Annotated in this window: 9 protein-coding genes; 3 read left to right on the top strand and 6 right to left on the bottom strand. The window is 40.2% G+C overall.

The genetic code is table 11. The features are described 5' to 3' along the window. Window positions 1–3 precede the first annotated feature (3 nt). Entirely contained in the window at window positions 4–2,421 is a 2,418-nt protein-coding gene (gene nirB / locus BTR25_RS06010; RefSeq protein ID WP_139311181.1) for a nitrite reductase large subunit NirB, read from the bottom strand. A gap of 226 nt (window positions 2,422–2,647) precedes the next feature. Between nirB and BTR25_RS06005 the strand changes: the two genes are divergently transcribed. The 3 genes from BTR25_RS06005 to BTR25_RS05995 are packed head-to-tail and all read left to right on the top strand — an operon-like array spanning window position 2,648 to window position 5,080. Then, the gene (locus BTR25_RS06005; RefSeq protein ID WP_075687137.1) at window positions 2,648–3,781 is read left to right on the top strand and encodes an acyltransferase family protein; all 1,134 of its coding nucleotides are present in this window, start codon (window positions 2,648–2,650) and stop codon (window positions 3,779–3,781) included. A gap of 22 nt (window positions 3,782–3,803) precedes the next feature. Next, window positions 3,804–4,682, top strand: coding sequence for an alpha/beta fold hydrolase (locus tag BTR25_RS06000; RefSeq protein ID WP_075687135.1), 879 nt, complete (start codon window positions 3,804–3,806; stop codon window positions 4,680–4,682). 41 nt (window positions 4,683–4,723) lie between these two features. Beyond that, window positions 4,724–5,080: a hypothetical protein gene (locus BTR25_RS05995; protein WP_083652251.1), complete on the top strand. Its 357-nt coding sequence runs from the start codon at window positions 4,724–4,726 to the stop codon at window positions 5,078–5,080. A gap of 162 nt (window positions 5,081–5,242) precedes the next feature. Here BTR25_RS05995 and BTR25_RS05990 read toward each other — a convergent pair whose 3' ends face one another. The 5 genes from BTR25_RS05990 to pcrA form a co-directional block, all read right to left on the bottom strand. Continuing rightward, a complete protein-coding gene (locus tag BTR25_RS05990; protein ID WP_075687133.1) occupies window positions 5,243–5,752 on the bottom strand; it encodes a hypothetical protein in 510 nt (169 codons plus the stop codon). Between the two features lie 244 nt (window positions 5,753–5,996). Beyond that, the gene (gene pruA, locus BTR25_RS05985) at window positions 5,997–7,544 is read right to left on the bottom strand and encodes an L-glutamate gamma-semialdehyde dehydrogenase (RefSeq protein WP_075687132.1); all 1,548 of its coding nucleotides are present in this window, start codon (window positions 7,542–7,544) and stop codon (window positions 5,997–5,999) included. A 117-nt stretch (window positions 7,545–7,661) separates the two neighbouring features. Then, window positions 7,662–8,831: a CamS family sex pheromone protein gene (locus tag BTR25_RS05980; protein WP_075687130.1), complete on the bottom strand. Its 1,170-nt coding sequence runs from the start codon at window positions 8,829–8,831 to the stop codon at window positions 7,662–7,664. Between the two features lie 14 nt (window positions 8,832–8,845). Then, entirely contained in the window at window positions 8,846–10,852 is a 2,007-nt protein-coding gene (gene ligA / locus BTR25_RS05975; RefSeq protein ID WP_075687128.1) for an NAD-dependent DNA ligase LigA, read from the bottom strand. A gap of 127 nt (window positions 10,853–10,979) precedes the next feature. After that, entirely contained in the window at window positions 10,980–13,247 is a 2,268-nt protein-coding gene (gene pcrA / locus BTR25_RS05970; RefSeq protein ID WP_075687126.1) for a DNA helicase PcrA, read from the bottom strand. Between the last annotated feature and the right edge of the window lie 15 nt (window positions 13,248–13,262).

Below are 13,262 nucleotides of genomic sequence, written 5' to 3'. Positions count from 1 at the left end.
TAATCACTCCCCAGCCTTAATCATGTGTTTTATATAGTATTTATCTTTTATTTCGTCGCTTTGAATGGCTTCATTCCAAGGCTCAATATATTTCTGTAAGGTTTGATTCATCCGCTCATTTAACGCTTTTCTTGTTTCCTCGTCTGCAAGAATTTCCTTCACATGTTCTAAGCCAACACGCTCTACCCACTTTGATGTACGCTCTAAATAATTGGCTGTTTCGCAATAGTATTGCAGATATGCTCCGGTTAATTCCATTACCGCTGCTTCTGTTTTCACGGTAGCTAACAAATCTCCTGCACGAAGATCCACACCGCCGTTACCAGCGACATAAATTTCCCAGCCGCCATCGATTCCGACAAAGCCAATATCCTTAATTCCTGCTTCAGAACAGTTTCTTGGACACGCTGATACACCCATTTTTACTTTATGCGGAGTATCAAGACGCTCAAATTTTTTCTCTAGTTCGATACCAAGTGACATCGAATCCTGTGTCCCGTAGCGGCAGAACTGTGCACCGACACAGGTTTTAACTGTACGAAGAGTTTTTCCATAAGCATAACCGGAAGGCATATCTAGTTCTTCCCACATGCTTGGCAGGTCTTCTTTTTTAACACCAAACAAACCAATTCGCTGCCCGCCTGTTAATTTCACAAGTGGGACCTCATATTTTTCTGCAACCTCAGCAATTTTTTTCAGATCTGCTGCAGTTGTTACCCCGCCATACATTCTTGGAACCACAGAGTAGGTTCCATCCTTCTGGATATTCGCATGCATTTTCTCATTGACCAAACGAGAATCACGGTCATCTTTATACTCATCCATATGAACCATACCAAGGTAGTAATTGATGGCCGGACGGCATTTTGAACATCCTTCCTCATTGTGCCATTCAAGGACATTCATTACTTCCTTCACACTTGTGAGGCCTTTTGCTTTAATTTCTTCCACTAATTCTTCACGGCTAATGGTTGTACAACCACAAATACTCGTTTTTTGAGCAGCGGATGCATCAAATTGGTCACCTAACGTATAGGCTAGAATATCATTGACCAATGGCTTACAACGTCCGCAAGAGCGGCCAGCGTTTGTACAGTGGCTTACTTGATCTAATGTCGTCAAACCTTGTGTCTTAATCGCCTCAACAACCGCACCCTTTGTTACGCCATTACAGCCGCAAACAAGTTCATCGTTTGGCATTGAGGCAACATCGTCGGTAGCTCCGGCTCCGCCACAGTGAGATTCAAAAATAGAAACTCCTGAGATATCTTCTTTTTTCGTCAGCATCCTGAACAGTCTAGTACTGTCCTTTGTGTCTCCATAAAGCACAATCCCGACAATTCGATTATTTCGTACTAATACTCGCTTATACTTACCTTCATAATCGTTGTAGACCATAACAGATTTTGTCGTGCCATCTTCAAAAATTTCACCTGCAGAGAAAAGGTCTACGCCGGCAACCTTCAATTGGGTGCCTGTCACCGAGCCTTCATATGGTTCGGATTTTACTCCGCAAATATATTCAGCTAGTACCTTCCCTTGTTCGTATAAAGGTGCAACTAGTCCATAAACAATTTCACGGTGCTCGGCACATTCTCCAACCGCATAAACATGCGAAGCACTTGTTTGCATATAGTCAGTCACAACGATGCCACGGTTTACATAAATACCGCTATTTCTTGCCACTTCAATATTAGATTTGATTCCGATGGCCATGACGACAAGGTCTGCTTCAACTTCTGTGCCATCTTTAAAACGAAGTCCTTTAACCCGCTCGTCGCCAAGGACTTCAACCGTTTCTTTTTCCATTAGGAAGTTCATGCCTTGTGTTTCAAGCTCGGCTTTTAACATCGAGGAAGCAATTGGGTCTAACTGACGTTCCATTAAGTGCGGCATCAGGTGAACGACATCGACCTTCATCCCTAGGTTCAGCAGCCCTCTTGCAGCTTCAAGTCCAAGAAGTCCGCCGCCAATGACTACTGCCTTCTTATATTGCTCCGCTGACTTGATCATCATTTCACAATCTTTTATGTCACGAAAACCAGTTACTCCGATTTTGTCCGCTCCTGGAATCGGCAGAATGAAAGATTTTGATCCTGTAGCGATAATTAGTTCATCATATTCCACTTCACGGCCTTGGTCAGAAATAACTTTTTTCGCTTCTGTGTTAATCGTCGTAATCGTCTCACTAGTAAATAGTTGAATATTATTTTCTTTATACCAATCTAATGGATTGATAATAATCTCTTCAAAGCTTGTATCTCCCTGAAGAATATTAGATAACTTAATCCGATTATAGTTTGGATATGGCTCTTGTCCAAAAATCGTAATCTCAAACTCTGTTGAAAGCTTAAGAATTTCTTCAATCGTTCTAACGCCGGCCATCCCATTCCCAATCATCACTAGTTTCTTCATGTGGATCGCTCCTTATATGTTATATATATCATCGGTTTTTACGTTTATTATGGTTTTCCTTATAGTTATATTGTAATCTCGGAGGACCTAAAAAATTGTGAGGTACGTCACATTTCACAGTATGGTTGTGAACATTTTCACATTATTGTCATAATCGGTAAATCGTTGGATAATTGTATTTGCTTGGAATTATATTACAGTAGAGACTTTTATCTTTTTTGTGGGGTGAGTTATGGCTGGAACGATTAAAAGGCAGTATAACCTAGATTGGATTCGTGTGTTAGCTACATTAGCTGTTTTTCTCTATCATTGTGCAATGTTCTTTAATCCATTTCCTTGGCATGTAAAAAATAATCAACTAGATTCAGGAAGTATTCTAGCATTTTCACTATTTGTTGGCTCATGGTTGATGCCAATCTTTTTTGCCGTCTCTGGAATTAGTGTGTTCTATGCATTAAAGAAGCGAACAGCTAAAGATTATCTCCATGAACGCCTCTTGCGTTTAGGAGTACCGCTTTTATTTGGTGTAGTCTTTCTAACGGTTCACCAAGTCTATATTGAGAGGATGACTCACAATCAATTTACCGGTTCATTGATCGACTTTCTTCCCCACTTTCTTAACGGTGTGTATTTAGAAATTGGCGGAACGGGGAACTTTGCATTCTTTGGCTTGCATTTGTGGTACTTATTTCTATTATTAATTTTTTCTTTTCTAACCTTGCCTTTATTTAAAAAGTTTTCGGGGAATGCCAAGTTTAGCATGGTGCATTTTGTCGTTCTTCCCCTCCTATTATTTGGCACAGGAGTAGTTGAAACAGTTAATCTAGGCGGCTGGGATCTGCTATTTTATCTAGTAACCTTTATTTATGGGTTTTATTTTTTCTCTAATGAGGGCTTTAAAGAGGCAGTGAAGCGGACTTATAAAATTCATTTAACCATTGCTGTTATTACCTCAGTTGTATTCATTTATATGTTTATGGATAAGTTTCCGCAATCGGGTTCCATAGCAGATACCATCTTCTTTGCTGTTCAAGTGATAAATTGTTGGAGCTGGTTACTATGTATCTTCTATTTTGCGGATAAATATTTGAAGAAGTCTAACCGCTTTTTAAAATATGGAAGCGAAGCCTCTATGCCGTTCTATATTTTGCATCAGCCTGTAATCGTCCTGCTAGGCTATCAAATCTATGATCTTTCTTGGCCGCTGCCGCTTAAGGTTAGCTTCCTAGTAGGCGGATCCTTTGTCATCATTATGCTTCTTTACCATCTTATTATTTGCCGTATCGGAATACTAAGGTTCTTTTTTGGGATGAAAGGTAAGAAAATTGCTAAAGCAGTTGCAACTGACAAAAATATTACCTATTAAGAAATAGAAAATGAGGTGTGTAATGGAGAAACATTTAATCTATAAAGATAGTACAGGAAAGCAAGCACTTGCTAATGATTATGAACATTACTTAGAGCAAATAGGAGTGGATTTCGAAAGAAGTTATGTTCAAACCTCCTTTGGAAACACTCATGTGTTAGTAGCCGGGCCTAAGGATGGGAAACCATTATTCATCTTCCAGGGCGGAAACTGCATTAATCCTATGACATTATCATGGTTCACTCCCTTGTTAAAAGAGTACAGAGTCTATGCTCCGGACACGATCGGGCATCCTGGCTTTAGTGACGAAAATAGAATTTCTGCCAAAGATGCTAGTTTTGCACAGTGGATTTCTGAATTAATGGCTCACTTTCAAATTCCAAGGTCTGCCTTTCTTGGCCCCTCTTACGGTGGGGGGATTACGCTAAGACTGGCTGCCCATATGCCTGAAAAAATTGCTTGTGCTATTTTAGTTTGCCCGGCGGGGATTCAGCTCGGATCAAAATGGGAGATGATTAAGAAAATCTTAGTTCCCTTAATGCTTTATAAAATAACCGATAAAAAGAGTCATATGAATAAAATTGCTGATATTATGTCTGAACGAAGTATGAAGGAACTGGATAAAGAGGTTATTAGTCATATTTTCAAACACGTAAAACTTGAGCAGGACATGCCAAAGTTAACAACAAAAGAAGAGTTGATCCACTATAGTTCGCCAACCATGGTGATCACAGGAAGGAACGATGTCTTCTTCCCTGCCGAAAAGGTGAGTCTTAAAGCAAAGGAGATTATCCCCAATCTTAAAAAAATTGAAACAATAGATATGGGACATTTTCCATCAGAACATCATTTAGTACATATTAATCGTGTAATAAATGAGTTCTTGGATAACTATTATTAAATTGTTTTATTCATAAAATTATAGGGAAAGAGCAAATAAATATGATTGATATTTTTTGGTATTGTTACTTAGGATTTCTAGCAATAGCTGTGGTTGGAATACTACTCACCAAGTATGAAACAACTATTGGTATAGTAGATTTTATATTTTCCGTCATCACTTGGATCGGTTTGTTTGGTTATGTTACAAATAATCAATTCCTTATTCCTCTTGTATGGAAATTTGTCTTTGTAATCGCTATATTATGGGATGTTTATTTTAGCTTCAAAAATTTCCATGAAGATGTCAAAGATGATGATCAGACACCTCAATCCGTTAAACTAGCGATTATCGGAATCACTTTAATCGTCTTACTTGGACCTTTATACTTTGGCTTATATAATTATGCGTTTAAATAAAAGAAGGTTGATACAATATAATAATTAGCAACCGAAAAAGGTGGGATTGGTCATCCCACCTTTTTCAATTTTTCTCCAGCTTCCCCGTCAACATGGATATAGTCACCTGTTTCGAGTTAGCCCTTAGGTCTTCCGCGACTCAAAATTTTTCGAACCTACCTATTAGATCACCTTGTTTTCTTTAATTATTAGTTTATATAAGTAAAACAAAAGCAATTGCACATACATATAAATGGGAATAGAAAAGTACCACTTATACCCATTTTTATATGTAAACACACCCAATCTTACGTTAAGAAACTCAAATAACAGACTTACAAACGTCCAAGCTAACAGGTAAATGAGAACCCAATGACCCCTTATTTTATACCGTTCATAGATGTAAATAAAAAAATATCCAAAAGGCCCATATACTAAATAGACAACTAGATCCATGATGGTATATTTTTTACCATCCATAATATCGTAGTAGTCAAAGATGTGAGCACCAATGGAATTGTCAAAGATGCTTGCAATTGTAATACTATAAAAAACTAATAAAAAAGAGGTACTCTTTTTTGAAAAAATCTTCGGTGATAAGCAAATAAGCAAATATAAGATAATAATTGCACTTATGATAAATATATCATTCGTATCAAATTGACCTTCATAGAGAGGTATATGTCGATTCACTAAAACCATTCCACCTTCTTATTAAAGTACTTTAATAGTATGAATAAGGTAAACGTACATAGGTGAAATAATGAAGCCGAGGCACTCGTCCAAATATGATAGGAATACAAATGGTATTTGATATTTATTATTTCAAAAAAAAGAAAAATACTTATAAAGAAAATGATTTGACTTACTCTAGATGAAGTGCACCCAAACAAAGCCCAATTCAAATGAATTGGGCCTTTCTTCTTTAAATCTATTATTAGTACATCTCAGATGTCGTTTTTGCTTGCATATGAAGTAATAGGTAATCTGGGCCGCCTGCTTTGGAGTCGGTACCTGACATGTTAAAGCCGCCGAATGGCTGGTAGCCAACGATTGCTCCTGTACAAGAACGGTTGAAGTAAAGGTTCCCCACATGGAAGTCTTCACGAGCCTGCTCTTGGTGAGCACGGTTTGTCGTAATGACTGCTCCTGTTAAGCCGTACTCAGTATTGTTGGCAATTTCAATTGCTTCTGTAAAATCCTTTGCCTTTGTGAAACCAACCACCGGACCGAAAATTTCTTCCTGCATGATTCGTGCTTTTGGATCAAGGTCAGCAAAAACAGTTGGCTGAATAAAATATCCTTTTGAGTTGTCTCCCTCGCCGCCAGTCATTAATCTGCCTTCCCGCTTGCCAATTTCAACGTATTCCATGATCTTTTTGAAGGCATTGTTATCGTTAACTGGACCCATAAACGTACCTTGCTCTGTTGGGTCTCCTAATAATAATTCATTCGTTAATTCAACCACACGATTCAATACTGTGTCATATACATCCTCAACAACTATTGCGCGTGAGCATGCTGAACATTTTTGACCAGAGAAACCGAATGCACCCGCTACGATAGACTGCGCAGCAAGCTCAAGGTCTGCCTCTGAATCAACCACGATGGTATCCTTACCGCCCATTTCAGCAATTAAACGCTTCATCCAGATTTGGCCTGGGCTCAATTTTGAAGAGCGCTCAAAAATACGGAGTCCGACATCACGTGAACCCGTGAAGCTGATGAAACGAGTATCTTTATGGTCCACTAAATAGTCGCCAACCTCTGCCCCACTACCTGGAACAAAGTTTAATACACCTGCAGGTAGGCCTGCTTCTTCCATTACCTCTACAAATTTAGCCGCAACAATCGGGGTAGTAGAAGCTGGTTTTAAAAGAACCGTATTACCTGCCACAATTGCTGCAACAGTTGTTCCTGCCATAATCGCTAATGGGAAGTTCCATGGTGAAATGATGATCCCTACTCCCAGCGGAATATAGTTATAACGATTGAATTCATTCGGACGGCTATTAACTGGAACACCATCTTTGATCGCTAGCATTTGACGAGCATAATATTCAAGGAAATCGATTGCTTCTGCCGTATCTGCATCTGCTTCTCTCCACGGCTTGCCTGCTTCCTTTGTTAAAAGAGCTGAGAATTCATGCTTACGGCGTCGGATAATCGCTGCCGCCTTAAACAAGACATCGGCACGTACCTCTGCTTTTGTTTTTTTCCAAGTCTTATATGCAGCAACTGCCGCTTGCATCGCTTGTTCAGCAAGCTCTTGACTCGCTTTTGAAACGCGGCCAATCACTTCTTCTTTATTAGATGGATTATAGGAAACAATTTTATCCTCAGTTGTCACTTTTTCGCCGCCAATAACAAGAGCGTAATCCTGCCCAAGGTAACCTTCGACTGTTTTTAACGCATTTAAATAGGCCTGGCGGTTTTCGTCAATTGTAAAATCAGTAAATGGCTCATGCTTATACGGTTGCACCATCACATAACCCTCCTATGTATTAAAACGTTTTCACACACTGTTCATTCTAACATGATTCATTTCACACTATCAATGATAAGAGGCATCACAAAAGCCCAGCATTTCTGCCGGACTCTCTTAATAAATATGAACAAACGGTTCTGTTTCATTTGCTTTTCTGACGATTAATGCCTCAGGGCCACCAACGGATGTAACACTTACAGAAACAGAAATGTACTTTGGAAAATGTTCGAGTACTAGTCCTGTCACATATTGAACGAACCCAATTGCCTCTGATTTTCCATAAAACTGAATTGGAATCGATATATTCAGTTCCTGAAATTGATCACCTACATAGAATGCACGGCCAATTACCCCATTAAAGTTCGGAAAGTATTTCTCAACATCCTGTTTAAAATTAAGGAATGCCGTAACATCATCCCGGTGTGACTCTTGCGCCTGGGTAGAAGGAAATAAAAAGTACTTTTCATCGACTGGCTCCCAGCCATCAATGGTTGAACTACCTTTGTCCACTGTCGTATACGTGAAAAAGGTACCAGGAACAACGGAAGATTTGCTTTGCTGTTCAAACAAGGCAATCGTAATGGGGACATCCTTTAGGTTTTTCGTTGCTCGCAGACGGTTAAGAACTTCTTGGGCAATCTTTTTCCCTTCACTTTCCATCGTCGAAAAATCAATCTTTGTTTCATATACTGGACCGTCTTTGACTGTTTGGTAATAATAAACCGAATTTAATGCAAGTCCAATGACTACACCGCCTAAACGAACCGTGTCATCATTCTCACCCTTGATTAAATAATTGTGCTCGAGAATATGCGCCAAATAAATAGGGCTTTTATTGTTACTATCTTTAAGGTCATCTGACTCTTGCAGCAATGGGTTTAATCCGATATTGTTTTCTGCTTTTACCCCTTTTTCAGCTAATTGCTGCTCGGTGTATTTTCGATTCAGCCAGAGCCTTACGGTATTACGTTTGATCTCTTGTCCTTCACGAAAAAGATAGGTCTTAGGATCAAAGCTTTGCTGGGCAATTCTCATTAAGCCTGTTTCAAATTCATTAATGTCATACCTTGTATTAACATTGCTGACAATCAAGCCGCGTGCTTCCCCAGGTACAAACGGTAAAATGGTCCGATAGTAATTATCTGATATATTATATTTCGGTATAATCGCTTTCTCTTCGTCCTTTTCTTCTGTTTTCACCACATTGTCCTGCTTTTGAAAGTTCGGTGCGCATGCACTGAGCAACAAGACAAGAACTAGAGCGAGCAATGAGAGTTTTCTCACGTCGTTAACACCTCTTATTTATTTAGTTCAGCCAATAGCCTCTCCTCGTCCCAGATATCAATCCCCAGATCCTGTGCCTTGGTAAGTTTTGAACCGGCATCTTCTCCAGCAACCACGAGATGAGTTTTTTTACTCACACTACCGGCTATATTCCCTCCAAGTGCTTCAATCTTTTCCTTTGCTTCGCCTCTGGATAACTGCTCTAATTTCCCTGTAAGGACCACGGTTTTTCCAGCAAAAAAGCTGTCTGAATCCTCAACAGAAACAGGTCTGGCTCCCTTGTATTCCATATTCACTCCGACAGCTTTTAATTCTACAATCAGCTCGGATGCCTCTTCCATTTCAAAATACGTGACAATTGAATCAGCCATTTTATCGCCAATTTCATTAATAGCAATCAAATCATCCTTCGATGCTCTTGCCAAATGGTCCATTGATCCAAACTGAATAGCCAATGTTTTAGCCGCTTTTGCCCCAACATGACGAATTCCCAGTCCAAATAACAATTTTTCAAGAGAGTTAGTCTTGGATGCCTCAATCGCTTTTAACAGATTAGTAACTGACTTTTCGCCCATTCTTTCTAAACTAATCAGCTGCTCATGCGTCAGTTTATAGATATCTGCAACATCCCTAATTAATTTTTCGGCAAAAAGCTGACTTATCACCTTTTCACCTAATCCATCAATATTCATCGCATCACGTGAGACAAAATGGATCAGACCCTCACGAATTTGTGCGGGACATTTTGGATTAATGCATCGTAAGGCCACTTCACCTTCTAGGCGAACTAGCTCGCTTTCACACTCCGGACAATGTGTCGGCATAACGAAGTCCATTTCGCTACCCGTCCGCTGCTCAGCCAGTACATTCACCACTTCTGGGATGATATCTCCGGCTTTCTTGACGACCACCTGATCACCTATTTTAATATCCTTCTCACGAATTAAGTCTTCATTATGTAAAGACGCTCGCTGCACGGTAGTTCCGGCAACTTTTATAGGCTTTAAGATAGCAGTAGGCGTAACAACCCCGGTTCGACCAACACTTAATTCAATATCTATCAGAGTCGTGACAACTTCTTCTGCGGGAAACTTATAGGCTACCGCCCAGCGCGGACTTTTTGCTGTTGTTCCCAACTCACTTTGATGACTATAAGAATCTACTTTAATCACAATACCATCTATTTCATAAGGCAGATCCGGTCGCCGATCGACCCAGCTATTTACATATTCAATAACCTCATCAATGGATTTACACTTACGTCGTTCTTTATTTGTTTTAAACCCAAGTCGGTCCAGCAGATCAAGGCCTTTACTATGAGAATCAGCCACAGTTTCCTCGGCATTGCCGATTCCATATAAAAAGACATCGAGATTTCTGGATGCCGCAATCTTTGGATCAAGCTGTCTTAAGGAACCGGCAGCGGCATTTCTAGGATTGGCAAATAGATCTTCGCCACGTTCCTCCTTGGCTTTGTTTAAAGCCTCAAAAGACCTTTTCGGCATAAAAGCCTCGCCGCGAACCTCCAAAGACATGTTTTCCCTTAACCTAAGTGGAATGGATTTAATCGTTTTTAAATTAGCGGTAATTTCTTCGCCAATAGAACCGTCCCCACGTGTTGCTCCTTGAACAAACAAACCATCTACATAGCGCAGTGAAACAGCGAGTCCGTCAATTTTCAGTTCACAAACATAGGAGAATTCATCGCCAACCGCTTGGCGTATTCTTCGGTCAAAATCTCGTAAATCCTGTTCGTTGAAGGCATTTCCTAGGCTCAACATCGGCGTCCGGTGCTCTACTTTTTCAAAAAGATCAAGGATTTTGCCTCCGACTCTTTCTGATGGAGAATCTGGGGTTTTTAAATTTGGAAACTTTTCCTCAAGTTCTATTAGTTCCTCCATTAGACGGTCATACTCTGCATCTGGAACAGTTGGTTTATCTAACACGTAATATTCATACCCGTATTGATTTAAGAGGGTTTTGATTTCATTGACTTTTTGTTCAGCCATTTGAAGGTCCATCTAACCAGCCCTTTCATATGAAATGAATGTAATACTAGAATAGCCCCATTAAAGGGGCATTTTCAATGTGTAGCTTCAGCGCCTAGGGGCTCGGGTCATAAGCAAGGCGCTTATACTTTTATCAAAATTATGCTTTTTTTATCGGTGCAAATTTCGCAAGTAATCGTTTGATGCCGGTTGGGCTTGGAAACGCAATGTCGAGCTCGGTTCCTTCGCCTTCACCCTTAACACTCACAACGGTACCGATTCCCCATTTACCATGCTCGGCTTTATCGCCGACCTTCCAGCCAAGTTCGTCCCCGCCAGTCGTCGAAGCAATAGGACGCATAACTGGTTTTCTGGCAACTGGAGTTCCAAACGTACTGCTGCCTGAGCCTCCGCTTGCCATACTGCTAGCTCGGCCAAAAGAACTGCCTCTTGAGCCGAATGGAGTGCTTTTTTGTTCTGGTTCGACTCCTTCTAAGAGATCTTCTGGAATTTCTTTAATGAATCTTGATGCTGGATTCATATTGGTTCGGCCAAATAATGTTCTCATCTGAGCATTGGTCAAGAAAAGCTTTTGCTCTGCTCTTGTTATTCCAACATAAGCCAAACGGCGCTCCTCTTCCATTTCTGCTTCTTCCATGAGCGAGCGGCTGTGCGGGAAAACCCCTTCTTCCATACCAATTAAGAAGACAACAGGAAATTCTAATCCCTTTGCCGAGTGCAATGTCATCAGGGTAATGGCATCAGCCTTTTCTTCGCCGTCCTCATCAAGCGAATCAATATCTGCTACAAGAGCTAAATCCGTTAAAAAGGCAACGAGACTTCTATCTTCACTTGACTCCTCAAAGCTTTTGGTTACAGAAAGTAATTCATCTAAGTTCTCGAGGCGGCTTTGTGCTTCAAGCGACTTTTCAGCCTTAAGCATTTCTGTATAGCCTGACTTATCAAGTATCGCTTCGACAAGCTCTGTTACCGATAAGAACTCCTGCATTTGTGTATAGTTTCTAATTAAGTCTCTAAATTCTCTCGCGGACTTCGTGATCTTTGGGCTTAACCCCATTAACTCAACAGAGTCTAGTGCTTGGAAAATAGAGATATCATGCATCGCAGCAAAATCAGCCATTTTATCAACCGAGCTTGAGCCAATGCCTCGTTTTGGCACGTTGATAATTCGCTGCAAGCTGAAATCATCATAGGGATTCGAAATTAAACGCAGGTAGGCAAGCGTATCCTTGATTTCTTTTCTGTCATAGAACTTTGTTCCGCCGACAATGCTGTATTCGATATTTGATTTGAGAAGTACTTCCTCCATCACACGCGACTGTGCATTTGTACGATAAAGGATGGCAATGTCCGAATGTTTACAAGCATTATTAAAAGTTATTTCTTTAATTTTTCCCGCTACGAACTGGGCCTCCCCCTGCTCACTGTCCGCACGATAATAGACGAGTTTATTGCCCTCTGGATTTTCAGTCCAAAGGTTTTTTGCTTTTCTGGTCATATTGTTTTCTATTACTTTATTAGCAGCAAGCAAAATCCTTTTCGTTGAGCGGTAGTTTTGCTCAAGCAAAATAACCGTCGCATTTGGGTAGTCTTTTTCAAAAGAAAGGATGTTGGCAATATCGGCACCTCTCCAGCGATAAATCGACTGATCCGAATCCCCGACAACACAAAGATTCTGGAAGCGATTTGCCAGCAGTTTAACTAATAAGTATTGAGCTTTGTTTGTATCCTGGTACTCATCGACGTGAATATATTGAAATTTACGCTGATAGTATTCCAACACCTCAGGAACTCGTTTAAACAACTGAATGGTCAGCATAATTAAGTCATCAAAATCAAGTGCTTGATTTTTGCGAAGACGCTTTTGATATTTCTCGTACACGTCACTAACAACCTGTTCAAAATAGCCGCCTGCTGTTTTTGCATATTCCTCTGGATCAATTAATTCATTCTTTGCCGAACTAATCGAACCTAATATCGCTCGCGGGTCATATTTCTTCGGGTCGATATTTTTTTCCTTTAGGATCCTTTTTACGACAGACTGCTGATCACCGGTATCTAAAATCGTAAAGTTACGGTTGTACCCCATGCGGTCGATATCTCTTCTTAAAATTCTTACGCACATGGAGTGAAAGGTGGAGATCCAAATTTCGTCTGCCACGCCGCCCATCATTTTACTAATTCTCTCTCTCATCTCACGAGATGCTTTATTCGTAAAGGTAATCGCTAAAATGTTATAAGGATTGACTCGTTTTTCAACAATTAAATAAGCAATTCTATGTGTAAGCACTCGAGTTTTACCACTGCCGGCACCTGCCATGAGCAGAAGTGGACCGTCTGTTGCTTTTACTGCATTTTGCTGTTCTGGATTTAAACCATTCAATAGCTTGTCCGTTAAATATTGCATTCTTCCACCACCACG

The sequence above is a fragment of the Bacillus sp. MRMR6 genome, assembly GCF_001940785.1.
Taxonomy (GTDB): domain Bacteria; phylum Bacillota; class Bacilli; order Bacillales; family Cytobacillaceae; genus Neobacillus.
This window is presented reverse-complemented; position numbering and strand designations above follow the sequence as displayed.